This window comes from Microbacterium paraoxydans (assembly GCF_900105335.1).
Lineage (GTDB): Bacteria > Actinomycetota > Actinomycetes > Actinomycetales > Microbacteriaceae > Microbacterium > Microbacterium paraoxydans.
Map to the genome: position 1 here is coordinate 1,434,747 of NZ_LT629770.1, position 23,615 is coordinate 1,458,361.

At 71.1% G+C, this 23,615-nt stretch carries 28 protein-coding genes and 1 tRNA gene; 11 read left to right on the forward strand and 18 right to left on the reverse strand.

Features of this window, described 5'->3' with window-relative positions:
- From BLU02_RS07285 to BLU02_RS17420, 5 genes are all read right to left on the reverse strand, one after another.
- Entirely contained in the window at window positions 1-1,113 is a 1,113-nt protein-coding gene (locus tag BLU02_RS07285; RefSeq protein ID WP_060922973.1) for a DegT/DnrJ/EryC1/StrS family aminotransferase, read from the reverse strand.
- 44 nt (window positions 1,114-1,157) lie between these two features.
- Window positions 1,158-1,228, reverse strand: a tRNA-Cys gene (locus BLU02_RS07290).
- Between the two features lie 13 nt (window positions 1,229-1,241).
- Complete coding sequence (locus tag BLU02_RS07295; protein ID WP_060922974.1) at window positions 1,242-2,489, reverse strand: aminotransferase class I/II-fold pyridoxal phosphate-dependent enzyme; 1,248 nt, start codon at window positions 2,487-2,489, stop codon at window positions 1,242-1,244.
- Window positions 2,486-3,841: an aminotransferase class I/II-fold pyridoxal phosphate-dependent enzyme gene (locus BLU02_RS07300; protein ID WP_060922975.1), complete on the reverse strand. Its 1,356-nt coding sequence runs from the start codon at window positions 3,839-3,841 to the stop codon at window positions 2,486-2,488. Before BLU02_RS07300 ends, BLU02_RS07295 begins: the two co-directional genes overlap by 4 nt.
- A 50-nt stretch (window positions 3,842-3,891) precedes the next feature.
- Window positions 3,892-4,041 carry a hypothetical protein gene (locus BLU02_RS17420; RefSeq protein WP_157547026.1) on the reverse strand — a complete coding sequence of 50 codons (150 nt, stop codon included), beginning with the start codon at window positions 4,039-4,041 and terminating at the stop codon, window positions 3,892-3,894.
- 195 nt (window positions 4,042-4,236) lie between these two features.
- Between BLU02_RS17420 and BLU02_RS07305 the strand changes: the two genes are divergently transcribed.
- The gene (locus tag BLU02_RS07305; protein ID WP_060922976.1) at window positions 4,237-4,926 is read left to right on the forward strand and encodes a DedA family protein; all 690 of its coding nucleotides are present in this window, start codon (window positions 4,237-4,239) and stop codon (window positions 4,924-4,926) included.
- Window positions 4,927-4,969: 43 nt separating this feature from the next.
- Window positions 4,970-5,755 carry a DNA/RNA non-specific endonuclease gene (locus BLU02_RS07310; RefSeq protein ID WP_083370918.1) on the forward strand — a complete coding sequence of 262 codons (786 nt, stop codon included), beginning with the start codon at window positions 4,970-4,972 and terminating at the stop codon, window positions 5,753-5,755.
- Window positions 5,756-5,771: 16 nt separating this feature from the next.
- Here BLU02_RS07310 and BLU02_RS07315 read toward each other — a convergent pair whose 3' ends face one another.
- The 4 genes from BLU02_RS07315 to BLU02_RS07330 form a co-directional block, all read right to left on the reverse strand.
- Complete coding sequence (locus BLU02_RS07315; RefSeq protein ID WP_060922714.1) at window positions 5,772-6,860, reverse strand: alkene reductase; 1,089 nt, start codon at window positions 6,858-6,860, stop codon at window positions 5,772-5,774.
- 62 nt (window positions 6,861-6,922) lie between these two features.
- The gene (locus BLU02_RS07320; protein ID WP_060922713.1) at window positions 6,923-7,390 is read right to left on the reverse strand and encodes a MarR family winged helix-turn-helix transcriptional regulator; all 468 of its coding nucleotides are present in this window, start codon (window positions 7,388-7,390) and stop codon (window positions 6,923-6,925) included.
- Between the two features lie 52 nt (window positions 7,391-7,442).
- Complete coding sequence (locus BLU02_RS07325) at window positions 7,443-7,898, reverse strand: MarR family winged helix-turn-helix transcriptional regulator (protein ID WP_025102534.1); 456 nt, start codon at window positions 7,896-7,898, stop codon at window positions 7,443-7,445.
- A gap of 1 nt (window position 7,899) precedes the next feature.
- Window positions 7,900-9,627, reverse strand: coding sequence for an MDR family MFS transporter (locus BLU02_RS07330; protein WP_060922712.1), 1,728 nt, complete (start codon window positions 9,625-9,627; stop codon window positions 7,900-7,902).
- A gap of 124 nt (window positions 9,628-9,751) precedes the next feature.
- Between BLU02_RS07330 and BLU02_RS07335 the strand changes: the two genes are divergently transcribed.
- Both BLU02_RS07335 and BLU02_RS07340 read left to right on the forward strand, forming a co-directional pair.
- Window positions 9,752-10,213: a DUF2243 domain-containing protein gene (locus BLU02_RS07335; RefSeq protein WP_060922715.1), complete on the forward strand. Its 462-nt coding sequence runs from the start codon at window positions 9,752-9,754 to the stop codon at window positions 10,211-10,213.
- A gap of 5 nt (window positions 10,214-10,218) precedes the next feature.
- Entirely contained in the window at window positions 10,219-11,100 is an 882-nt protein-coding gene (locus tag BLU02_RS07340) for a cytochrome c oxidase assembly protein (protein ID WP_082750094.1), read from the forward strand.
- Here BLU02_RS07340 and BLU02_RS07345 read toward each other — a convergent pair.
- The 4 genes from BLU02_RS07345 to BLU02_RS07355 all read right to left on the reverse strand — a co-directional run bounded on the left by BLU02_RS07345 (window position 11,034) and on the right by BLU02_RS07355 (window position 13,539).
- A complete protein-coding gene (locus BLU02_RS07345) occupies window positions 11,034-11,402 on the reverse strand; it encodes a hypothetical protein (RefSeq protein ID WP_060922711.1) in 369 nt (122 codons plus the stop codon). The genes BLU02_RS07340 and BLU02_RS07345 overlap by 67 nt on opposite strands.
- Window positions 11,403-11,458: 56 nt before the next feature.
- Window positions 11,459-11,623 (reverse strand): hypothetical protein, encoded by a 165-nt coding sequence (locus BLU02_RS17570; RefSeq protein ID WP_164498166.1) that lies wholly within the window; start codon window positions 11,621-11,623, stop codon window positions 11,459-11,461.
- A 107-nt stretch (window positions 11,624-11,730) separates the two neighbouring features.
- Window positions 11,731-13,056: a flavin monoamine oxidase family protein gene (locus BLU02_RS07350; protein WP_060922710.1), complete on the reverse strand. Its 1,326-nt coding sequence runs from the start codon at window positions 13,054-13,056 to the stop codon at window positions 11,731-11,733.
- Window positions 13,057-13,164: 108 nt separating this feature from the next.
- Entirely contained in the window at window positions 13,165-13,539 is a 375-nt protein-coding gene (locus BLU02_RS07355; protein ID WP_060922709.1) for a VOC family protein, read from the reverse strand.
- Window positions 13,540-13,653: 114 nt separating this feature from the next.
- Here BLU02_RS07355 and BLU02_RS07360 point away from each other — a divergent pair, with 114 nt between their 5' ends.
- The 3 genes from BLU02_RS07360 (at window position 13,654) to BLU02_RS07370 (ending at window position 14,836) form a co-directional block, all read left to right on the forward strand.
- The gene (locus BLU02_RS07360) at window positions 13,654-13,860 is read left to right on the forward strand and encodes a hypothetical protein (protein ID WP_060922708.1); all 207 of its coding nucleotides are present in this window, start codon (window positions 13,654-13,656) and stop codon (window positions 13,858-13,860) included.
- Between the two features lie 50 nt (window positions 13,861-13,910).
- Window positions 13,911-14,345 (forward strand): redox-sensitive transcriptional activator SoxR, encoded by a 435-nt coding sequence (soxR, locus tag BLU02_RS07365; RefSeq protein ID WP_060922707.1) that lies wholly within the window; start codon window positions 13,911-13,913, stop codon window positions 14,343-14,345.
- Between the two features lie 152 nt (window positions 14,346-14,497).
- Entirely contained in the window at window positions 14,498-14,836 is a 339-nt protein-coding gene (locus BLU02_RS07370; RefSeq protein WP_060922706.1) for a DUF7882 family protein, read from the forward strand.
- 39 nt (window positions 14,837-14,875) lie between these two features.
- Here the strand turns inward: BLU02_RS07370 and BLU02_RS07375 are convergent, their stop codons facing one another.
- Window positions 14,876-16,306, reverse strand: a complete 1,431-nt coding sequence (locus tag BLU02_RS07375) for a serine/threonine-protein kinase (RefSeq protein WP_082750091.1) — start codon at window positions 16,304-16,306, stop codon at window positions 14,876-14,878.
- 134 nt (window positions 16,307-16,440) lie between these two features.
- On the opposite strand from BLU02_RS07375, the gene BLU02_RS07380 reads away from it, so the two are divergent.
- Window positions 16,441-17,841 carry a threonine/serine exporter family protein gene (locus BLU02_RS07380; protein WP_060922705.1) on the forward strand — a complete coding sequence of 467 codons (1,401 nt, stop codon included), beginning with the start codon at window positions 16,441-16,443 and terminating at the stop codon, window positions 17,839-17,841.
- Window positions 17,842-17,851: 10 nt separating this feature from the next.
- On the opposite strand, the gene BLU02_RS07385 is transcribed toward BLU02_RS07380, so the two are convergent.
- Together BLU02_RS07385 and BLU02_RS07390 are read right to left on the reverse strand one after the other, a co-directional pair.
- Window positions 17,852-18,367 carry a GNAT family N-acetyltransferase gene (locus tag BLU02_RS07385; protein ID WP_060922704.1) on the reverse strand — a complete coding sequence of 172 codons (516 nt, stop codon included), beginning with the start codon at window positions 18,365-18,367 and terminating at the stop codon, window positions 17,852-17,854.
- An 86-nt stretch (window positions 18,368-18,453) separates the two neighbouring features.
- On the reverse strand, window positions 18,454-18,945 hold the full coding sequence (locus BLU02_RS07390; RefSeq protein WP_060922703.1) for a DUF1269 domain-containing protein: 492 nt from the start codon (window positions 18,943-18,945) through the stop codon (window positions 18,454-18,456).
- Between the two features lie 169 nt (window positions 18,946-19,114).
- On the opposite strand from BLU02_RS07390, the gene BLU02_RS07395 reads away from it, so the two are divergent.
- Window positions 19,115-19,945, forward strand: coding sequence for a putative endonuclease domain-containing protein (locus BLU02_RS07395; protein ID WP_082750093.1), 831 nt, complete (start codon window positions 19,115-19,117; stop codon window positions 19,943-19,945).
- Between the two features lie 16 nt (window positions 19,946-19,961).
- Here BLU02_RS07395 and BLU02_RS07400 read toward each other — a convergent pair whose 3' ends face one another.
- Entirely contained in the window at window positions 19,962-21,557 is a 1,596-nt protein-coding gene (locus BLU02_RS07400) for a DHA2 family efflux MFS transporter permease subunit (RefSeq protein ID WP_060922701.1), read from the reverse strand.
- A 106-nt stretch (window positions 21,558-21,663) separates the two neighbouring features.
- Between BLU02_RS07400 and BLU02_RS07405 the strand changes: the two genes are divergently transcribed.
- A complete protein-coding gene (locus BLU02_RS07405; protein WP_060922700.1) occupies window positions 21,664-22,008 on the forward strand; it encodes a hypothetical protein in 345 nt (114 codons plus the stop codon).
- 27 nt (window positions 22,009-22,035) lie between these two features.
- On the opposite strand, the gene BLU02_RS07410 is transcribed toward BLU02_RS07405, so the two are convergent.
- Window positions 22,036-22,692 carry a metal ABC transporter ATP-binding protein gene (locus BLU02_RS07410; protein WP_083370919.1) on the reverse strand — a complete coding sequence of 219 codons (657 nt, stop codon included), beginning with the start codon at window positions 22,690-22,692 and terminating at the stop codon, window positions 22,036-22,038.
- A gap of 55 nt (window positions 22,693-22,747) precedes the next feature.
- On the opposite strand from BLU02_RS07410, the gene aztB reads away from it, so the two are divergent.
- Window positions 22,748-23,614 (forward strand): zinc ABC transporter permease AztB, encoded by an 867-nt coding sequence (gene aztB / locus BLU02_RS07415; protein ID WP_060923545.1) that lies wholly within the window; start codon window positions 22,748-22,750, stop codon window positions 23,612-23,614.
- The last annotated feature ends 1 nt before the right edge of the window (window position 23,615 follow it).

Consider the following 23,615-nt stretch of genomic DNA (forward strand, 5'->3'; position numbering starts at 1 on the left):
TCAGCCGCCGGCCGACATCACCGCCGCGACCCCCGTCACGATCCGGTCGAGATCGCCGGCCGTGAGCGAAGGGTGCACGGGGAGGGAGAGCACCTCCTGCGCCGCGCGTTCCGTCTCCGGCAGCTCATCGGTCGGAGCGAAGCGCGCCAGCGAGGGCAGCCGATGGTTCGGGATCGGGTAGTAGACGCCGGAACCCACCCCGTGCTCATCGCGGAGAGCGTCGCGTACCCGGTCGCGCTCCCCCGCGGCGATCCGCACCGTGTACTGGTGGTAGACGTGCTCGGCGCCCTCCGCGACCGCGGGCACCGTGAGCCCGTCGATGCCGGCGAGCGCGGCGTCGAGGAACGCGGCGTTCCCCTGTCGCCGCCGGGTCCAGGCGGCGACCCGCCCGAGCTGCACCCGACCGACCGCGGCATGCACCTCGCTCATCCGGTTGTTGTAGCCGACGACCTCGTTCGCGTACTGCGTCTCCATGCCCTGGTTGCGGAGCAGACGGATACGGCGCGCCACCTGCTCGTCCGCACAGGACACCATGCCGCCCTCGATCGCCGTCATGTTCTTCGTCGGATAGAGGCTGAACATGCCGAACGTGCCGATGGTCCCCGCCGGCCTCCCTCGCCACGCAGCGCCGTGGGCCTGCGCAGCATCTTCGTAGATGGCGAGACCGTGGTCGTTGGCGACCTCCTCGATACCGTCCACGAGGAACGGGTGCCCGTACAGATGCACGGGCATGACGCCCTTCGTGCGGGCGGTGACCGCGGCACGGACCCGGGTCGGATCCAGCGTGAAGTGCGTCGGTTCGATGTCGACGAACACCGGCGTCGCTCCGGCCAGCACCACGGAGTTCGCGACCGCCGCGAAGGTGAAGGACGGCACGATCACCTCGTCGCCCGGCCCCACACCGGCGGCGAGCAGCCCCAGGAGCTGCCCGCTCGTCCCGGAGTTGACCGCGACGGTGGTGCGACCCTCCACGAACCGGGTCGCGAACTCGCGCTCGAACGCCGCCACCTCGGGGCCCTGCGCGAGCATCCCGCTGCGGAGCACCCGTTCGACGGCTGCCACCTCGTCGTCGCCGATGAGCGGCGCGGCGGCCGGGATGAAGTCCTTCTGCATGGAGATGCCCTTCGTCGGGAACGGCTCGTCGAGAGCCGGATCGGAGGTGGAGGCAGGAATCGAACCTGCGTACACGGTCTTGCGGACCGCGACCTGGCCACTCGGTCACTCCACCGGGTCAGGTGTCCTCACGCGCCGGGCGGCGAGTACCCCTGCAGGAAGCGGCCGAAGCGCTGCACCGCATCGACCAGGGTCTCCGTCTCGGGCAGGAAGGCGATGCGCACGTGGTCGGTGTCGGCGCCGTTGAAGGCGCGACCGTGCACGAGGAGGATGCGTTCCGCATCGAGGAAGTCGAGGACCAGGCGCTCGTCGTCACGGATGCCGTACACCTCAGGGTCGAGGCGGGGGAAGAGGTAGAGCCCCCCGCCCGCCTCGTGAACGTCGACGCCGGGGATCGCGCGGAGCGCCGCCGTGGCGGCGTCGCGTTGCGCCGTCAGCCGCCCGTCCGCCGAGACGAGCGCATCGAGCGACGTGTCGTGCTCCAGAGCCGCCGTGATCGCATGCTGCGCGGGCACGGACGCGCACATCCGCATCGACGCGAGCAGCCGCAGACCGGAGAGGAACGGATCGTCCGCAGCGAACCCGGTCGTCAGCGCCCAGGCGGCCCGGTACCCGGCGACGCGATGGGTCTTGGACAGTCCGGCGAAGGTGACGCAGGGCACATCGGGGGCGACCTGGGCAGTGGAGACGTGCGTGAATCCGGGGTACACGACCCGGTCGTAGATCTCGTCCGAGAGCAGCAGCAGACCGTGGCGACGGGCCAGCTCCGCGATGCCCTCCAGCGTCTCCCTGGGGTACACGGCGCCGGTCGGGTTGTTCGGATTGATGACGACGACAGCGACGGTCCGGGGGCCGATCGCAGCCGCCATGGCGTCGAGGTCCGGAAGCCACCCTGCCTCCTCCACACAGGGGTAATGCACGGGCTCACCCCCGGCGAGGACGGTCGATGCGGTCCACAGCGGATAGTCGGGACTCGGGATCAGGACTTCGTCGCCCGGCTCCAGCAGTGCCTGCAGCGTGAGGCCCACCAGCTCGGACACGCCGTTGCCGACGGTCACCGCCTCGATTCCGAGGGACGGGAACCCTGCCCGCCGCGCGTAGTGCGCGCGGATCGCCTCCCTCGTCTCCGGCAGCCCCGGGGATTCCGAGTATCCGTGGGCATGCGGGAGCGCCTCGCGGAGAGCTTCCACGATCACCGGCGGCGCCTCGAACCCGAACGGCGCCGGGTTGCCGATGTTCAGGCGCAGGATCCGTTCTCCGCGGGACTCCAGCTCGGCGGCACGCGCGGCGACCGGGCCCCGCAGGTCGTAGAGCACGCCGTCGAGACGCGAGGATCGCCCGACCCGGAACGCGGTCCCGGCATCTCCGGTCGTCATCCGTCCCCCTCGGCCGGTGCCGGGCCGGAGGCGGCGGCCACGTCGTCGGCCAGGCGTCGCAGGTCGGCGTCATCGAGGTCGTGCACGGTCAGCCGCAGATGGTGTCCACTGGCGGATTCGTCCTCCAGCGCGAACTCCGACCCTGGTCGCACGAGCCATCCGCGGTGCGCGAGCCGCGCGGCGACGACCCCCGCATCCTCGCGGACGTCGACCCACACGTTCAACCCGCTCTCCGCAGCGACGTCCAGCCCTCGAGCGGACGCGAGCGCGGCGAAGGACCTGTTGCGCGCGGCGTACCGGGCGCCTGCCTCCGCGACCAGCCGGTGCACTCCCTCGTCGCGCAGCATCGTCGCCGCGAGCTGCTGCATGACATGGCTCACCCACATGGTGCCGGGACTGAGCCTGAGGGCAAGGCGCTCAGCGGTGACCGGATCGGACGCCGTGAGGGCCAACCGCATGTCAGGGCCGAGGAACTTGGAGACCGACCGCACCAGCGCCCAGCGTTCCTGGGCCGGCCCGATGATGGTGGCGTACGGGGTCGGGGAGAGCAGCGAGAAGTGGTCGTCCTCGATCACCAGCACGTGGGGGTGCGGAGCGAGCACCTCGCGGAGCTCCTCGGCGCGGGAGGGAGTGATGCTGGCCCCGGTGGGGTTGTGGGCGCGAGGCGTGCAGACGATCGCGCGCACGCCGCTCTCCAGGGCCTCACGGACGCCCTCCACCGTCATCCCCTCCTCGTCGACCGGTATCGCGACCGGGGCGTAGCCGGCCAACCGCGCGGTCTGGATGCTGGACAGGAAGCACGGATCCTCCAGGCCCACCCGGTCGCCGTGCACGAGCGTCTGGGCGAGCAGGCGCTCCACCGCGTCGACCGCGCCCGCGGTGACCGAGAGCCGGAAGGGACGAGGCTGATCCTCCGCGATCCATCGTGTCGCCCACTCGGCGAGCTCGGCATCGATGACGGATTCGCCGTAGAGGACGGGATGGGGACGCACGGTCGCGAGAGCCGCGACGAGGTCGGGGAGCAAGGCGGCCTGCGGGTTGCCGTTGGCGATGTCGCGGAGTGCCGTTCCGGGCGTGAAGCCCTCATCCGGCGTGGCTGCAGGGCCGAGCACGGTCGTGCCGGTGCGCCCGCCGGTGGTGGCGATGCGCGCCGTCACGAGGGAGCGATAGGCGGCGAGCACGGTGTTGCGATTCACGCCCAGCCGCTCGGCGAGAGTGCGGACCGGCGGCAGACGGTCCCCCGCGACGAGCGTCCCCCGCTCGACGAGGTCGCGCACGCTCTCGGAGATCTCGGCGGCGGTGACTCCGCTGATCGCATCGGTCTCGCCGTCTCTGCTCTCCGCCGTGCCCATGACTCGACGGTAGGGGAGATTTTGACCTATGTCAAAATCTCCCCTACCGCTCAGGGACGGTCGTCGACCTCCACGCCGTCCTCGATCTCCTCCGGCTCCAGATCGGTCACGTCGACCTCCGGCGCGTCGCCGTCGCCGTTGTTCGCGGTCGGGGGCTCCCCGTGGAATCCGGTCGTCTCGTCCTGTCGCGGATCGGTCATGCTGCCTCCTCGGTCGATGGGGTTCCATGATCTCCGCACCGTCCCGCGGCGGCGAGAACCTTGACAATGCCGGCTCCTCCCGCTCCCTGCGCACGCAGGCGGAGTCCAGGGAAGGGCGATACCGTGCAGAGGCGACGTCCGCTCCGATGGACCCGCTCTCCGCACGATCACCGCGATCCCCCGACAGAGGACACGATGACCCCCGGCACCCTGCCCCTCGCCGCTTCCGCCCCCGGTTACGACGGCTTCATCGGCTGGGTGCTCAGCCTCATCGAGACCCTCGGCGAGGTCGGTGTCGGTCTCGCGGTGCTCATCGAGACGTTCGTCCCCCCGATCCCGTCCGAGGCGATCCTGCCCGCGGCGGGCTTCCTCGCCTACGACGGCCGGATGAACGCCTGGGGCGCCTGGGCCGCAGCCACCATCGGCGGGCTCGTCGGTGCGTGGCTCTGGTACGCGCTCGGCGCCGCGGTCGGCCGGGACCGCACCCGACGCATCGTCGGACGCATCCCCCTCCTCGACCACGACGACTTCGACAAGGCGGAGGCGTTCTTCGCGCGCTGGGGCGGCGGCGCGGTGCTGTTCGGCCGCTGCGTGCCCCTCGTGCGCTCCTTCATCTCGATCCCGGCAGGGATCGAGCGCATGGCCCTGTGGAAGTTCACGATGTACACCCTGGTCGGCTCGGCGGTCTGGAACGGCATCTGGATCGGCCTCGGCTTCGCCTTCGGCCCCGCCATCCGGCCGATCCTCGAGCAGTGGAGCGGTGTGATCTCCGACGTGGTCGTCGGCCTGCTCATCCTGCTGCTCCTGGTGTTCATTGCGCTGCGCATCCGCCGCCGCGTGCGGGAGGCCGCGGCACGGCGCGCCGAGGACAACGGGTCCGCCTGAGATACGGCCACCTGATGTCGGCGGGCCGGGGCACGATGGAGGCATGACGGACGGCTACGACCCCGGTTTCCTCGGCATCCCGCTCCCGCTCCCCGTGCCTCCGATGGCGGTGCGCACCCTGCCGGCTCCGCGGTTCACGGTGCTGCTGGACCCGGAGCGGCGGCTCGCCGCGGTGACGGCCGTCACCATCGACGGCGCCCGCCTGCGGGACCTCCCCCGGACAGGTGAGTGGCGCCTCGATCACCGGATACCGGCGGAGGAGCAGGCGGGGCCCGCCGTGTACGGCCGGAACGACCTCGACCGCGGGCATCTCGTGCGCCGCCGCGATCCGGGCTGGGGCGAGCTCGCCGACGCCCGCGCGGCCATGGAGGCGACCTTCACGTACCCCAACGCCGCCCCGCAGGCCGCCGTGTTCAACCAGTCGAAAGACCTCTGGCTCGGACTGGAGGATCACGTGCTCGCGTATGCGGAGACCACCGCGCAGCGCCTCACGGTGTTCACCGCCCCCGTGCTCGACGACACCGACCCCCCGTACCGCGGCATCCGCGTCCCCCTCCGGTACTGGAAGATCGCGGCCTGGAATGCCGAGGGCCGACTCGCCGCCGCCGCGTTCCTCCTCGATCAGACCGAACTCGTCGACACCCGGGAGGGTGCCCTCGCCGTCGCGTCGCTCGGAGCCTTCCGCACGTTCCAGGTGCCGGTCTCCGAGATCACCGCCCTCACCGGAGTCGACCTCGGCCCGCTGCCCGACGCCGACGTCCTCCCCCGACGCGGGATCCGCGAGACCGGATGGCGCCCGCTGCACACGGCCGACGACATCGTCGTGTGACAGCGGGCGCTCCGCATCACTCGCCGGCGCGCGCGACCTCCAGCGAGGGGTAGTCGATGTAGCCCTCGGCGGTCGAACCGTAGAACAGCTCCGGGCGCGGTTCGTTCAGCTCGGCCCCGGTCCGCCAGCGCTCCACGAGGTCGGGGTTGGCGATGACGGGACGCCCGGCCGCGACCGCGTCCGCCCAGTCCTCGGCCACCAGCTCCTCGGCCGTCGCACGGGTGGTCTCGACGCCGAAGCCGGTGTTGACGATGAGCGGAGCGCCCGCCGCCCGGCGGATGGCCTGGACGAGCTCTCCGGCGGGCTCGGGGTGCAGCACATCGACGAAGGCCAGCCCCAGAGGCGCGAGCCCTTCGGCGAGCGCGGTGTAGGTCGCGAGGACGTCGGCCGCATCGTCCTCGATGACACCCTGGATGCCGTGGGCCGGCGAGAGGCGGATCCCGGTGCGGTCGGCACCCACGGCTGCCGCGACCGCCGCGGTCACCTCGACCGCGAAGCGCGCACGGTTCTCCGGCGAGCCGCCGTACTGGTCGTCGCGGACGTTGGACACGGGAGACAGGAACTCGTGGACGAGGTAACCGTTGGCGCCGTGCACCTCGACGCCGTCGAAGCCGGCCGCGATCGCGTTGCGCGCAGCCTGGACGAACTGCTCGACGACCACCGGGATCTCGTCGAGGGTGAGGGCGTGCGCGACGGGCAGGTCGGCCTTGCCCTTGAGGGTGCGCGTCTGCCCTGGTGCCGCCAGGGCGCTCGGCGCGACGACGCGGGGCTCGCCCGAGATGTCCGGGTGCCCGACACGACCGCCGTGCATGAGCTGCATGACGATGGTGCCGCCCTCGGCGTGCACGGCGTCGGCCACACGACGCCATCCGTCGATCTGCGCGGGGGTCACGATTCCCGGCTGCCCGGGGTACGACTTGCCCTCGAGGACGGGCCAGACGCCCTCGGAGATGATGAGCCCCTGTCCCGCGCGCTGACGGTAGTACTCCTCGATGATCGCGGTCGGCACGCCGTCGGCGTCCGCACGCGTGCGGGTGAGCGGCGCCATGACGACGCGGTTGGACAGGTGCAGCGAGCCGAAGTCGGCGGAGTCGTAGAGAGTCACAGAGGGACCAAGGACGCGGCCGGCCGCTGTATTCCCGTGAATCGACCAGGTGTTCCGGTGTATCAACCGCCCAGATCGGCGACGAGGTTCGCGAAGTGGTCGAGGTCGGCGGCCGTCCAGCCGCGCAGGCGCTCGCCGATGCGCCCCTCGTACCGGGAGCGGGCGAGAGCGACGCGCTCCTCGGCCAGCGGGGTCGCCACCAGGACTCGGGCGCGGCGGTCTTCCGGATCCGGGATGCTCTCGACGAGCCCGAGCTGCTCGAGCTGGCGCACCTGCCGGCTCACGGCGGACTTGTCCGTCTGCAGGCGCTCGATGAGGGCTCCCGCCGAGGTCGCCCGTCCGGCGAGGATCGAGGTCAGGACCTGGTACCCGAGCGGCTGGAGGTCCGGATGCACGGTGGCGGCAGCCTCGCGCCACCCGACGCGGATGCGGGCGAACAGACGGCCGAGCTCATGCTCGACGCGGGCGACCGCCTGGTCGAGATCGTCGAGGAGAGCGTCGTCGGCAGGATCGTCGGACGAGGCGCTCATATCGCCAGTGTACGGCGAAGCCCCGCGACCGCAGGCGGTCGCGGGGCTTCGCTCAGACCTCGGCGAGGAGCCGGAACACCTTGGACGCGGCGTCGATCTCGGCGGGCGTGAGCTCGTCGATCACGGCGCGGAGCCGGGTGCCGTACTCTCGCCGGACCTCGGTGAGAGCGGTGCACGCGGCGGGCGTCGCGGTGAGCACCCGGAGCCGGCCGTCGCGCTCGTCCGGCACGGAGGCGATCAGACCCAGGTCCTCCAGCATCCGCACCTGGCGACTGACGACGGACTTGTCCATCTCGAACCGCTCGGCGAGCTCGTGCGCGCTGGCCGAGCCCGCCCGGTCGATGAACGTGAGCAGCTTGTACCCCGCCACCTGCAGCTCCGGGTGGACCCGGGACGCCGATTCCTTCCACAGCGACCGGGTCCGCGCGAAGATGAGGTTGAGATGCGCCTGGAGGTCGCTGAGGGCGGTGTCGACGTCGGGGGTGCCGACCGCCTCGGACGCGATCATGTCAGCGCTCCTGCTTCCGATCGTCGCGCTCGAGCACGCTCACCGACCCGGTGGTGGTCGCCGGTCCGGCCTGCCCGGTGCGGATCGTCCCCGTCGAGAGGTTGGCGCCGACCTCGGCCTCGGAGACCTCGATGACGGACTCCTCGGCCTGCTCGCGCAGCTGCTCCGCGGCGTTCTTGGTGGACAGCGGCTTGTTCTTGATGAACGCGATCGCGATGATCGCGATCACGGCCAGCGGGATGGCGAGGATGAACGCGTCCGCGATGCCGTGCCCGTAGGCGCTCTCGACGATCGTGCGGATCGTGTCGGGCAGCTCGCCCACCTTCGGCACGTCTCCGGAGCCCAGGCGCTCCAGGGCACTGATCTCGTCGGGCGTGGTCGGGACGAAGCCCTTCAGGCCGTCCTTCATGAAGTCGGCCACGCTCGTCGACAGCAGCGATCCCATGACGGTCACGCCGATGGTGCCGGCGATCGTGCGGAAGAAGTTGACGTTCGACGATGCCGCGCCCAGCTGCTGCGGAGCCGTGTCGTTCTGCACGATGAGAGTCAGGTTCTGCATGACCATGCCGAGGCCGGCGCCGAGGACGAACATGTACACGGCCACCAGGGTGAACGGAGTGTCGTAGCGGAGGGTCGCCATCAGGCTCACGCCGATGGTGGCGAGGATCGAGCCGGTGACCATCCAGCCCTTCCACTTGCCGAACCGGCTGACGAGCTGTCCGATGATGATCGACGCGCCCATCTGACCGATGATCATGGGGATGGTCATCAGGCCCGACTCGGTCGGCGTGGCGCCACGGGCCAGCTGGAAGTACTGCGCGAGGAAGACCGAGGTCGCGAACATCGAGACGCCGATCGCGATCGAGGCGATGACCGACAGCGTGAAGGTGCGGTTGCGGAACAGCGACATCGGGACGATGGGTTCCTTGACGAAGAACTCCACGGCGACGAAGGCGGCGATGGCGACGCCCGCGGTGACGGCGAGCGCGATGCTGGTCCCCGAGTCCCAATCGAACTGGTTGCCGCCCATGGAGACCCAGATCAGAAGGGTCGAGACGCCGACGGCGAGCAGGACGATGCCGAAGTAGTCGATGGACACCTTGGTGCCGCGCTGCGGCTTGGGCAGGTGCAGGGTGAACTGCAGCAGCACCAGGGCGACGATCGCGAACGGGACGCCGACGAAGAAGTTGGCGCGCCAGCCCCAGGCGTCGGTGATGACGCCGCCGAGCAGCGGGCCGCCGATCGTGCCGAGGGCCATGATGCCGCCGACGACGCCCATGTACTTGCCGCGCTCGCGCGGAGAGATGATGAGGGCCACGGCGATCATGACGAGCGACATGAGGCCGCCGACGCCGATGCCCTGCACGACGCGGACCGCGATGAGCATGTTCGTGTCGGTGGAGAAGCCGGCGATGACGGTGCCGACCGTGAAGAGGATGAGCGAGATCTGGATGAGGACCTTGCGGTCGACGAGGTCGGCGAGCTTGCCCCAGATCGGCGTCGAGACGGCGGTGGCGAGGAGGCTCGCGGTGATGACCCAGGTGTACTGCGACTGGGTGCCGCCGAGGTCGGCGATGATGACGGGCATCGAGGTCGAGACGACCGTGCCGGAGAGCACGGCGACGAACATGCCGACGATGAGGCCGGAGATCGCGGTGAAGACCTCGCGGGCCGAGCGCGCGGTCTCGGAAGAGGATGAGGTGTGTGTCACGGGGGAATGCTCCTGCATAGAAAGTTGATCGAGATCAACCATACGCCGATAGTTGCGGTTTCGCAACTATCGGCTCGTACCGCACCCGCGGGATGCGGTCAAGGACATCGCCGCAGTGGAGGGACCGGACGACGCTGACCCCATGACCAGCGCAGCCCCCTCCCGCCTCGACCGGCGTCTGCTGCTGTCAGGCTTCCTGTTCGGCTGCGGGATCGCCGCCTCGATGATCGACCTCTTCGTCTTCCACCTCGTGCTGCACTGGCATCACTTCTACGACCTGTCGACCTCCGACGTCGCCCTCGTCTCCGACGGGTTCTTCCACGCGTTCGGCTGGTTCCTCACGATCCTGGGCACCTTCCTCCTCGCCGACGTCCGCCGCCGTGGCCCCCTGCGCTGGACGCGATGGACGGGCGCGGTGATCGCCGGGGTCGGGTTCTTCCAGCTCTTCGACGGCGTCGTCGACCACAAGCTCCTCGGCATCCACCAGATCCGCTACGGCGTCGACCTCGTGCTCTACGACACCGTCTGGATCGTGTCGGCCGTCGTGCTGCTCGCTGCCGGAGCCCTCACGGTGTGGCGGACCCGACCGGCCCCGAGGGGGTGACAGCCGTGCACGAAGGGCACGACGGGCACGACGACCCGCCCCGACTTCCGGGCCTCGATGCGGACGCGACGGGCGGGGGCATCGACGTCCTCCCCTTCCTCGCCCTCGTCCTCCTCCTCGGCGCCGCCGTGCTGTATCTCGTCGCGCTGCGGCGGACCCGCGACCGCAGTCCCTGGCCGCGGCCACGGACGGCCGCCTGGATGAGCGGTCTGCTGTGCGCCGCGGTCGGCACCGTCGGACCGTTCGCCGCCCTGGCCCACAGCAGCTTCCCGGTGCACATGGCCGGCCATGTCCTCGTGGGCATGCTGGCCCCGCTCCTCCTGGTGCTCGGGCGTCCGGTCTCCCTGGCCCTCCGCGCCCTTCCCGTCGCCGAGGCCCGTGCGCTCTCCCGGGTGCTGCGCAGCGCCCCGATCCGGGTGCTCACGCATCCGGTGGTCGCAGGCACCCTCAACATCGGCGGGTTGTGGCTCCTCTACGCCGCGCCGCTGTTCCCCCTCATGCACGCCTCACCGTGGCTCCATGCTGCGGTGCACCTGCACGTCCTGCTGACGGGGTATCTGTTCACCGCGAGCATCCTCGGACTCGATCCCGATCCGCATCGGACCTCCGTCACCGTACGGGCGTCCGTCCTCATCGTCTTCATCGCCGCGCACTCGATCCTCGCCAAGTGGCTATGGGCACACCCTCCGGTGGGCGTGGACCCCGGGGACGCGCGGATCGGAGCGGAGCTGATGTTCTACGCGGGTGACGCCGTCGACGTGCTGCTCATCGTGCTGCTGCTCCGGCAGTGGTACGTCGCGACACGACCGCGCGAGTCGGCTCAGCCGCAGAAGGAGGAGAGCCCGTCGTGGAGGCGCTCGATCGCCTCGACCGTCTCCGGGGCCTGAAGGTCGGTCATGCCGCCGAGCTGATCGGCGCCGGAGCGGATGAGGTCGCCGAGCTGCCCGTCCATCCCGTCCGCGACGCCGTCGAGGGTGGCGACGAGGTCGTCGCGTGCGGCATCGAGCTGCTCCGCGGATGCGTCGCCCTGGCTCAGCAGCTGCTGATACTGCGCGTACGCGTCATCGATGGTCGCGCACGTCTCCGCGACCGGAACTCCGAACGCGTCTCCCGCGGCCTGGGTGACCTGCGCACACCCGGCGAGGAGACCGACGGCGAGCAGCAGAGGGACGAGAGCGATGCGGCGCATGACCCGAGGGTAGCCGCGCCACCTGGTGCGCGGCTGACCCTCGGGCGGTGCGGCGGTCAGCCGCCGGACGGGTTCTCGAGGGGCTTGCCCTCGTCGTCCGTCGTCTCGCGCTCGAGCACGTCGTCGGTGCTCTCGCCGCTGTCGTCGGGAGCGCCGCCGGAGGCCGTGTCGGCTTCCTCGTCGGCGCCGGGGGTGCCCTGCGTGTTCTGGGGGTCGCTCATGCTCTCCTCCTCTGTTCGGTCCGACGACCGTATGTGCGGCGGCGAGGAATGACGCAGGGGGTTGACCGGACGAATGGCGACGGCCACACTGCCGGCGCCGGGGCGCGTCACCCCTGTGCCCAGAGCCGTTCGATCGGGACCGCCCGCCCGAGGATGCGCTCCGCCGCACGATGCCCGGAGAACAGGGCCGCGGGCACGGTGGCCGGATCATCGGTCCACGTGGCCTCGCCCGCGAGGTGTAGCACGCCGCCGACCGGGGTGGCGAGGTCGTCGTGATCCGTGGTGGTCGATCCCACCGTCATGTACGCGTACGAGCCGTGCGCGAACGGATCGTCCTGCCAGGCCGTGCGGCGCATCCCGATCGGATCGGGGATCTCGTCGCCGTAGAGCCGGCGGAGCTGCGCCATGATCGAGGCCTGCACCTGCTCGTCACTCCAGTCCCGCGTGGCCGCCGCGGCGGGCCCGGCGGCGAAGGTGAGCAGGAGCGGCTCGTCGTGCAGCGTCGTGAGGTCGTACCAGGAGTGCCACCACCGCGCCTCGGGGCCCTGCTGCCGGAGGGCGTAGACCCCGTCTTCCCAGAACCGCGTCGGGAACCGCAGGAAGACCTTCTCGAAGGCGTTCATGCGCAGCCGCCCCAGCGCCTCGGCGTTCACCGGCGGCAGCGGAGGGACGATCTCCATGGTCCCCGCCTGCAACACGCCGACGGGAACCGTGACGACCGTCGTGTCGCCGGAGAAGTCGCCGTGCGAGGTCCGCACCCAGACGCCGTCGTCGCTCCAGTCGACACGGGTGACGAGGTGTTCCAGCCGGATGTCGAGTCCGGCGGCCAGGCGCTCCGGAAGCACGCCGTACCCGTCGGGGAACACGACCTCCTCGCCCTCGATCGCGTCGTCGTCGAGGCCGTGCGCGGCGAGGTCTTCGATCCACGTCCCGTACTGCTCCTCGGCGCGATGCTCCAGGTACTCCCGCACCCGCTGCGTACGCTCGGCGCTCCATTCCTGGCGGGAGAGGGCCTCGTCCGTGACGTCGCGGTAGGAGGCTGTGGGGCGGGAGGCGGCGATGACCTCCGGGAGCACGGCGTCCACCGCGTGGACATCGGCGGCGAAGGCGCGTGTCTCCTCGGCGGAGAGCGGGCTCCCGTCGGGGCCGTGATAGGCGATCGGCCGGCTGTCCACCTGGAAACCGCCGACGGTGAACTCCACGGTCCGCATGCCGAAGGCCTCGGCAGCCGCCGCCACCGGGCTGCCGTCGACGCCGTGGATCCACGAGGCGCCGAGATCGACGACGCCGTCGGTCCGATCCGTGTGCACCCGGCCGCCGATCCGGTCGCGCGCTTCGAGCACCACGACCGTCCGCCCGGCATCCTGCAGCAGCCGCGCCGCCGTCAATCCCGCCACCCCCGCGCCCACGATCACCGTGTCGACCTGCTCCATGCGCCCCTCCTCGCAGCCCCTCCGCGCGGAGCCGTGCCCCGACGATAGCCCAGCCCGGCACCCACCGACAGGGCAGCGGATCCCGACGACCCGCTCGCGACGCCGAGCTCAGGCGGCGTGCTGGATGAGTCCGAGCAGCGTGCCGTCCGGGTCGAAGAACTTCAGGAAGAGGGCGAAGCCGCCGTCGTCGAAGCTCTCCACGTCGACGCCCTCTGCCGCGAACCGCTCGGCCAGCGCGTGGATCTCGGTCGTGCGCAGGAAGAAGACCGGCCGCTCCTCCCCCGACACCATCAGCTTCATCGGCGAGTGCCCCGGCGCCTCCCAGAGCATGAGATCCGGACCGCCCTCGGCCCGGAGCATGGCGCTCGACCCGTAGTCGGTGAGGACGCGGAAGCCGAGCAGACGCTCGTACCACGCGCTGGACGCCGCGAGGTCGGTGACGGGAAGCTGGATGTGATCGAGTCCGGCGAGGACGGATGCCATGTGGAAAACCCTCCGTGGTCGTGTCCGCCCACCGTAGCGCCACCCACCGACCACACCGCGGGACGGATGACAACCCCCTTGGGTGCCGCACGCGGCACAGCGCACCCTGGGGCCATGAGCCACCACCCCGATGACATCAAGCATCCCCTGGACCACCTGCCCCCGGCGGACGAGCGGGACAAGGCCGTCGAGATCGACGAGCCGCACTATCCGACGTCGGGCGCGCCGGCCGACAGCCAGGACGTGACGCCGGAGACCGCGGCCGAGCCGGACAAGCCGAACCGCCACGGCGTCGACAAGCTTCCGCCGACCTCACGCTGACCGTTCCGTCCGTTCCTCAAGTATTGTTGAGGTCCACGGAAGGGCGGCGGATGGAACCGGACGATCTCCTCCCGATCGGGGAGGTCACCCGACGCACAGGCGTCGCGCCCTCCGCGCTGCACTTCTACGAGCAGCTCGGCCTCATCGCCTCGACGCGCACGCCCGGAAACCAGCGGCGCTATCGCCGCCACATGCTGCGGCGGATCTCGATCATCGTCGTGGCCAAGCGCATCGGCATCCCGCTCAGCGAAGTCCAGGAGCTCTTCCAGACCCTGCCCGTCGACGCCCCGCCCTCGCACGGCGACTGGCGCCGCGTGGCCAAGCGCTGGCGCGCCGAGCTCGAGGAGCGGCGCACCCAGCTCGAGCACCTGCAGCGCGAGCTCGCGGGCTGCATCGGCTGCGGCTGCCTGTCTCTGAAGGCCTGCCGCCTGCTGAATCCGGAGGACGCCCTCGGCGAGAACGGCCCCGGTCCCCGCCGCATCTGAGGCCGGGGACGTCCGCCACGGACCTGCTGGACGAAGGTGGGGTGTTGCGGAGCCGGGATCGGTGAGAGTGTGGAGACATCCCCACCAGCGATCAGCGTGGTTGCGCCTCTTGGCAACGGGTTCCTGTGGAGATGGAACGAAGGATCCATCCAATGGGCAAGTTCATCTATGAGGGCGGTCCGAAGATCGAGATCGAGGACCGCGCTCTCACACATATCCAGCTCGTCATGACGACGAAACTCCGTCGCGGCGAGCCGATGCCCTTCTCGTGGAAGGAAGACGCCTCCGTCGGGGGCGGTCGGACGACGGTCTGGGTGCACGCGCACTCGAACATCGTGTTCAAGTTCTTCGGCAGCCGGCCTCCGGCCATCAACCGGCGGTGGGTGGACGCGCTGGCGTTCACCGCGAACACGCCGAACGGCCTGTACCTGGTGCCCGAGCCCACGGAGACGAGCAGCGCCTCACGGCAGCTCGCGGATTTCGCCGTCTGACACCGGCACCGCCGATACGGAGGGCGCAGGCCCGAGGACTCAATCCTCGAGGTCGGCGTCCTCCGCTTTCGCTTTCTCCGCCTCCTCCTGGGCCGTCTCCGCTTCCTTCTCGGCGCGCTCCTGAGCCTTCTCAGCCTTCTTCTGCGCGTCCTCCTCGGCCTTCCGCTGCTCGTCGGCGGCCTTCTGCGCGGCCTTCTGAGCGGCCTCCTGCGCCTTCTCCGCCTTCTTGTCGTCCGGTGCCGCGGGCGCGGGTTCCGGTGCAGGGGCCTCGACCGGCGTGTCCACCTCTTCCGGCACGGTCGCGGGCACCACGACCGCCGGCGTCGGAGACGAGCGAGGGGTCGGCTCGGTGTCGACAGGCGTCACCACAGGATTCGGGTTGAGCGCCCCTGCCGCCCAGAGCGTTCCGGCGACGGTGAGGGCGACCGCGACTGCCACGGCTCCGGTCAGGAGTCCGCGGCGTCGCCGGGCCCGCTGCAGGCGAGGAGTCCGGGGGCGGAGCATCCCGACCTCGGGAGACGGAGGAGCGGGCAGCACGAGGGTCCGTGTCGGAGCGGACGGTCCGGCCGCCTCCCGCTCCGCGAGCGCTGCGGCGGCGACCGCAGCCGGAAGCGGGGGCCGCGGCGGAATCGAGGGGTGGTGCGCGAGGGCGGACACCGCCGCGAAGACGCCGGCGGCGGTCGGCCGGTCCTCCGGATCCGTCGCTGTCATCCGCTGCAGCAGCGCGGACCACGCCGGGCCCACGGATTCCGGGATGACCGGCGCTTCGATCAAGCGGGCCAGGGTGGCACCGATCCCCTCCGCCTCGGCGAAGGCGCGCTCTCCGGTGAGCGCTTCGCGCAGGACCAGCCCCAGCGCGTAGATGTCGGCGGGCGGCGCGGGCGCGGCGCCGTTCAACTGCTCCGGCGCCAGGTATGCCGCGGTGCCGATCACGGTTCCGGGAGACGTCAGCCGGGCCGCGTCGACGAGCACCGAGATCCCGAAGTCGGCGAGCTTGGCACCCGACCGGCTCCCGGTGAGAGAGCGCCCGGTGAGCAGGACATTGGAGGGTTTGATGTCGCGGTGGACGATCCCCGCGCCGTGCACGACATGGAGGGCCTCCGCCAGATCGGCCGCGAGCGCCGCCACCTCGTCCGAGGGCAGCGGCCCCTGGGCGATCCGCTCTGCGAGTGTCGGCCCGTCGACGAACTCCATGACCAGGTACTCGGCCCGCCCCGGATGCAGCTGCGCGTCATACAGCGTGACCAGAGCCGGATGATTCAGGGAGGCGAGCACGGTCATCTCGCCGCGGGCGCGCTCGGAGGCGGCGCCCTGCTCGGTCTCCGCGCGGAGCATCTTGATGGCGACCGTGCGCCCGAGCAGCGAGTCCTCCGCGCGGTACACGCGCGCCATCCCGCCCTGCCCGACGCACTCCCGGAGGTGGTAGCGACCATCGAGCAGCGCCTCCGTGGGAAGCGAGTCATCCGTCATCGTCGAATCCTCCTGCCACGGCGTCGGGAGCGGCGCGGCGAGACCCCACTGTAGAAGCGCGGTCAGCAGCCGTCTCGGGCCTTGACAGCGGGGCGGTCGATCGGGAGGTCCTCGTCCGCGGGAGAATGGGACATATGCCCGCGCGTTCCCCCCAGCGACTGCTCCTCTCCGTCCGCCGGCTGCTGCACACCGATCCGTCCACCGTCGCCCACACCGAGGCGATGCCGGTGATCGACGAGCACACCGTCCCACGGGTCCTCGATCTGGCGACGCGCATCGGGGAGTCGATGTTCGCGGTCGGCGCCTCTGCGCACGAGGTCACGCTCGCGATCACCCGCGTCTGCGAGGCGTACGGCCTCAAGGGCGTCCAGGTCGACGTGACCTACAACTCGATCACGGTGTCCTTCCACCTCAGCGGGGAGGTCTGGCCGGAGACGCTCGTCCGCGTGGTCCGCGTCGCCGCCCCCGATCACGCGAAGCTGCAGCGCGTGCAGGCGCTCGTGGCCGACATCGACAGCGGCCTGGACCTGGAGGCCGCGCGCACCGCGTTCCGGGTCATCCGCCGCGTGCCATTCCGCTATCAGCAGCCGGTGGTCATCGTCGCACGGGCGCTCCTCGCGGTCGGAGTGAGCATCATGCTCGGGGCCTCCCCGCTCATCGTGGGTCTCACGTTCGTCGCGGCGTTGGGGGCGGCGCTCACCCAGGCGGGCCTGGCCCGGCTGCGGGTACCGCTGTTCTTCAGCCAGATCGCGGGAGGCCTCGTCACCACGGTCGTCGCGGTCGCCGTCTCGGCGCTCGGCAGCGCGGGGATCGAACCGTTCGTCGGCATCCGCCCCTCGATCATCGTCGCCTCGGGAATCGTGCTCATGCTCGCAGGGCTCACGGTGGTGGGCGCCGCGCAGGACGCCATCGACGGCTTCGCGCTCACGGCCGGCGGCCGCATCCTCGACCTGACGATGCAGACGCTCGGGGTGGTCATCGGCATCCTCGTCGGCCTGGAGCTCGGCGGCGTGCTCGGCTTCACGATGGAGCTGCCGGACGATCCTGCGCCCTTCGGCCCGCTGCTCAATCAGTTCGTCGGGGCCATCATCATCGCGGTCGCCGTGGCCGTGTTCAACGGCGCGGGCATCCGCATCATCCTCGTCAGCGCCCTGCTGAGCGCCGTCACCCTCGCCGGGTACGCCGGCACCATCGCCCTCCAGCTCCACCCGGCCGCGGCGAGCGCGGTCGGAGCGCTGCTGGCGAGCTTCGTCGGCATGCTCATCGCGCACAACCTGCACGTGCCCTCAGTCGCGGTGACGACCGCCGCGATCGTCCCGCTCGTGCCCGGTGTCGCGGTGTTCCAGGGTCTCCTCGAGGTCGTGCACGCAGCGGGTACCTCCACCGGGATGCTCACCGTCGGCGGATCGCTGATCGACGCCGCCGTGATCGGCATCGCGCTCGCCTCCGGCGCCTCCCTCGGCCTCTACCTCGGAACGCCGGTGCGAGCGACCCTCGCCGGCGTCGCGAAGACCAGGGCGCGCGTGCGCCGCTGACCCGACGGCGTCATCCCGCCGAGGAGTCGGCGGCGAGGTCGAGCACCCACGCGTTGACCGTGAGCTCGGCCCCACGGAACTGCTCCGTGAGGGTTCCCTGAAGGGTGAATCCGCCCCGCTGACACACCGCGTTCGACGCCGGGTTGTCGACCGCGGGGAACGCGAGCAGCGAACGCCCGTCCCCTGCGCGATCGCGGAGGACATCGACGAGCAGTGCCAGAGTCCGGGCGGCCACTCGCCGGCCCTGCGCAGCGGGCAGTACGAACCAGCCGGTCTCCCACGCGGGCTCGTCCTGCCACGCGATCCGCCACGCGCCGATGGAACCGAGAGGCCGCCCGGCGTCGTCGACGATCACGAACATCAGGGCCTCGTCCTCCGCGACGAGGCGCAGATACCGCTCGTGACGCGCCTGCACCTCCGCCGCACTCTCCGGCCCGTTGAGGTGCACCGTCATCTCCGGGTCGTTCGCCGCCTGCAGGAGAGGGAGATCGGCGGCCGACCAGGGCCGGAGGCTCACGGTGTCCACGCTCGCAGCATGTCACGCCCCACCGACACCCGACACGACGATGCGCCCGCCGCGGACGGATCCACAGCGAGCGCATCGGTCGGGGGTCAGTGGCCGCCGAGGTCCTTGACCAGCTCGGCCTCGTGCTCCTTCGACAGCGAGGTCTGCACGACGGTGCCGTTGTACGGGGCCAGCGCCTCGGCGAACTTGTCCTCGGTGATCTTGAGCGCGTAGATGACGACGGCGGACTTGCCGGCCGTCACGGTGGCCTTCACGCGGTCGCGGAACTCGGCGTCGATGCCCGTCTTGTCGAGACCGGAGAACAGGGCCCCGAGGAGGCCGCCGAACACCAGGCCGGCGACCGGGATGAAGAACAGGATGCCGATCAGCGCACCGAACAGAGCGCCGGAGGCGACGCCGAGGCCGATCCTGCTCCCGGCGCCCGGGTACTCCACCTTCGTCTTGCCCTCGCCGTCCACCTTCACAAGCGCGAGGCCGGCGAGCTCGACGACGAGGTCGTCCTGCAGGGCCTGGACGCGGTTGTAGGCGCCTTCCGCGTCGCTCTCGGTGTCATAGGAGATGACGATCAGTTCAGCCATGGTTTCCTGCTTTCGGTTGCGATCGGAGATGCTCTCCACGCGCGCAGAGGCACCGGTCTTCGCCACCGACCCTAGGCGCGCCCCCGGCACACATGACAGAGCAGCCGTCGATGTTCACCCTGGTGACTCCGCAGCGGCGATGTCCGTGGCCTCGCCTACCGTCGCAGTCGTGCCCGAGTCCGTGCAGCAGTGGTGGGCGAGACGCCAGTTCTCGCGCGGACTCGACGTGCCCTACGCGGTCGGCACCTATCGGGCGGCGTGGGCGGCCTACCCCGAGCTCATCCGCCAGTACCACCCGGAGCTCAATCACGGCATCGCGCTCTCGCAGATCCCGTTGGCGGCCGATGTGCTGCTCTGCTGGGAGTGCGCCGTCGGTCACCTGTTCGCGGCGACGCCGACCGAGCAGCGCGAACGCCCGGGGCGGGTGCGACGGCGCTCGTCCTGGTGCCCCGAATGCACGGCACTCGCGCGTCCGCAGCCCGTGATCCTCGGGGAGGCGCGGGCGCTCCCCGCACGCCCGAAGAAGCGGGCGCCGGCGCTGTGCACGAAGACTCCCGCGCTGCCGACGGGCACCGCGTTCCTGAGCGCGTGCGCTCCGAAACCGGCCTCGGCCGCGGAGGGGAAGCTCCGGCAGGCGCTCACCGAACGGCTGCTGTTCCCCGACGACGTCAACGCGATCAAGGTCGCGCGGCCGTACTTCCGGCATACGGAGGTATGGCCCGACATCCTGCTCCCGGAGCTGCGGATCGCGATCGAGTACGACACGGTCGGCCGGCACGGGCTCGAGCACGTCGGGAAGAGGGAGGAGGCCGATCGCCGGAAGGACCGCGCGGTACGCGGCGCCGGCTGGGAGGTGGTGCGCGTGCGGATGGGGAAGCTCGAACCACTCGGGCCGTTCGACCTCCCGCTCGCCTCCCTCGGCGCGAGCGGCATCGCCCGGCTGATCGACCGGCTCCGCGACATCCGCGGCGCCCTCCTGGTCGACGCCTACTTACGCTGACGGCGCCGCCGGCTCTTCACGAGGCGGGCTGCTCCTCCTCCTGCCGCGACCGCGGAGAGCCGAGGGCGACGGTGGAGAGCAGGCCGACGGCGAGGAAGCCCGCCGCCGTCCACGCCGCATAGCGGGTGCCGTCGGAGAACGCACTCCGGGCCAGCTCGGCGAACGGCGCCGTCTCGGGATCCCGATCCAGTCCCGCGATGGCGGCGCCGGCACTGTCCACGACGGCGGACACCACCTGGTCGCGCTCTGCCGACGGTACGCTGCGGTCGTCGAGCGCCGACCCGAGCGCAGCTGCGGTGCTCGTGAACAGGACGGTGCCGAGCACGGCCACGCCGAGCGCCGCACCGAGCTGGCGGGACGTCGACTGCGTGCCGGACGCGGCACCGCTGTCCGCCACCGGCACGTCGGCGAGCACCACGCCGGTGAGCTGCGCCGTCGCGAGCCCCACACCGAGCCCGTACACGAAGAGGAAGGGGACGAGGGGCACCCAGGATGCATCGGGGGCGATCACGAGCCCCACGCCGGCGACGCCGACGATCTCGGCGAGGAGCCCGACCCTGACCACCCAGACCGGGGCGATCCGTCCGCTCGCGGCACCGGCCACCCCGCTGGCGAGGAAGGATCCGCCCGCCAGGGCGAGCAGCAGCAGACCGGTCTGCAGCGCATCGAAGCCCAGAACGAACTGGAGCCAGAGCGGGAGGGCGAGGATGAGGCCGAACTCCCCGAGGGAGACCACGGCGGCGGCGATGTTCCCGTTGCGGAACGACGGGATCGCGAACAGGCGCAGCGCCAGCAGGGTGGAGCGTCCTCGTCGCTGGCGGTGCAGACCCCAGGCGATGAACGCGACGAGTCCGAGGATCGCGACGGCGAACGCGAGCGGGATCGGCGAGAGATCCCCCGGCCAGGTCCAGTCGCCGATCCGCGGGCGCTCGTCCACGAACCACCAGCCGTACGTGCGGCCCTCGATGAGCGCGAAGACGAGGCTGCCCATGGTCAGGACGGAGAGCACGGCCCCCACCACGTCGATCCGCTCCGCGCGCTCGCCGCGCGATTCAGCCACGGTCAGCAGGACACCGATGACGATCAGCAGGCCGAGCGGGATGTTGATGCCGAACGCCCAGCGCCAGGAGAAGGCCGTGGTCAGCCACCCGCCGAGCAGGGGCCCCACCGCGGCCATCCCACCGATGGTCGACCCCCAGACGGCGAACGCGATGCCGCGTTCCCGCCCGCGGAAGGTCGCGTTGATGATCGACAGGGTGGTCGGCAGGATCATCGCACCGCCGACACCCTGCACGAGCCGGGCGAGGATCAGGACACCCCCGCTCGGTGCGGTGGCGGCGAGGACGGAGGCGGCCGCGAACACGACGACACCGACGATCATGATGCGGCGCCGGCCGAAGCGGTCGGCGAGGCTGCCGAAGACGAGCAGCAGGGCGGCGAAGACGAGGGTGCACGACTCCTGCACCCACTGCACCTCGGTGGAGGTGATCCCCAGGTCGTCGACGATCGCCGGGATGGCGACGTTGACGATCGTCGAGTCGACGATGATGAGGCTGACGGCGATACTGATGAAGACCAGCCCCACCCAGCGCAGGCGTTGAGACCTTTCCATGTTCGCTAGCTTAGTTAGATACTTGAGCGGAAAGGCAGTTTTAGCCTCTCCCGCGCGTGAGTGCAACCCCCGTGCGTGACGGCGACGGGCAGGCGATGATGCCCGCATGAAACTCGTCTCCTACGCCGGCCAGCAACTCATCACCTCTGACGACGTCGCGGAGACGCTGCTCACCCTGGCCGCCGCCATCGCCAGGGAGGGCGAGTCCGAAGCCGTCGAGATCCCGATCCTCCTGGAGGGCGAGAAGGACTGGGCCGACCTCCTCGTCGGCGTCGGCAACGACGTGCTCGTCAGCCCCCATCACACCGGGGAACCCGATCCCGACTTCTCCGCCGAGGTCGACGAGCTGCAGGCCCACCGCCTGTTCCCGAAGCCGCGGGGCGACTCGTCGTCGCCGGGCGACATCGAGGTCCCCGCGCTCTCCGACTTCGACATGGGCCACGGCCTCTGATCGCGCTCGGCTGAGCGGCTGCTCCCTTCAGCGCCGCGCGGAGAGCCGCACGCCGTTTCGGAGCGCGACCTCGCGGTCGGCATCCGCGATCAGGGTCGAATCGTGCGTGACGCAGAGGATGACCGCCCCGCGATCCGCCTCCTCCCGCAGCACTGCCCGGATGCGACGGACCGATGCGGCGTCCAGGGCCGTCGTCGGCTCGTCCACGAGCAGGACGCCTGCTTCCCCCGCGACCCCTTGAGCCAGGAGCACACGCTGCTGCTGGCCGCCGGACAGCGTCGCGAACGGCAGGCGCTGCAGAGCCGACACGGCGGTGCGCTCCATCGCCGCCGCCACCGCCGCACGCGCCCGCCGATCCCGCCGCCGGAACGCCCCGAGCCGACGCCACGTCCCGACCGTCACGACATCTCGCGCGGTGAGCGGAAGGCCCGGAGGCACCGCGGCGCGCTGCGGCACGAAGGCGATCGGACCGGTCACACTCCGCCACCCCCTGGTCGGTGAGCGCACCCCGGCGGCCACCTCCAGGAGCGTCGACTTCCCCGCGCCGTTCGGACCCGTGACCACGACGAACTCGCCCGCCTCCACCTCCAGGGTGACGCCGCGCAGGGCCTCGCGGTCGCCGAGCCGGACGGAGACGTCGTCGAGACGCAGGGCGCCGTCGGCGGTGCGGAGGGTTCTCGTCATGACTCCAGTTTATGAATTTGATAATCATTCTCAACTACGAATAGGCTCGCGTTCCGTGACCCCCTCGCTCGCCGCCCTGCTCACCCCGTTCACGCTCGAGTTCTTCCAGCGCGGACTCCTCGGCGGCGCTCTCGTCGCGGTCCTCTGCGGGGTCGTCGGCACCTGGGTCGTCGTCCGAGGGATGGCCTTCCTCGGTGAGGCCCTGGCCCACGGGATGCTGCCCGGCGTCGCGCTGGCCACGGTGCTCGGGGCGCCCGTGCTCGTCGGCGGGGCGGTCAGCGCCGTCGCGATGAGCATCGGCATCGGCGCCCTGCAGCGACGCGCCCGGCTCTCCTACGACACGAGCATCGGACTGCTCTTCGTCGCGATGCTGGCCCTGGGGGTGATCATCATCTCCCACTCCGGGAGCTTCGCCACGGATGCGACGGCGATCCTCTTCGGCGACATCCTCGCGATCACCCGCCCCGACCTCCTCCTGCTCGCGGCGGCCGCGGTCGTGGGAGTGACGGTCGCCACCCTCTGCCATCGGCCGTTCGTCGCGCTCGCCCTCGACGCCCGCATCGCGACGGTGCTCGGGCTCCGCCCACGGTGGGCCCAGGCGGCCCTGGTCGGACTGGTGACCCTCGCGGTGGTGGCGTCGTACCAGGCGGTCGGCTCGCTGCTCGTCGTCGGTCTGCTCCTCGCCCCCGCGGTCGCCGCCGGACAGTGGACGTCGCGCCTGCCCACGCGGATGGCGCTCGCGTGCGCCTTCGGCGTGGCTGCCGTCCTCGCCGGTCTCCTCGCGTCCTGGTATGCGGCCACCGCCGCGGGAGCGTCCGTCGCCGCCGCCGCGATCGCCCTCGCCGGTCTGTCCTGGGCGGCGCGGGTCGCCGTGCGAACACCGCGGCCGATCGCCCCTCCGGCCCCTGTCTCCGCCTCCTGAT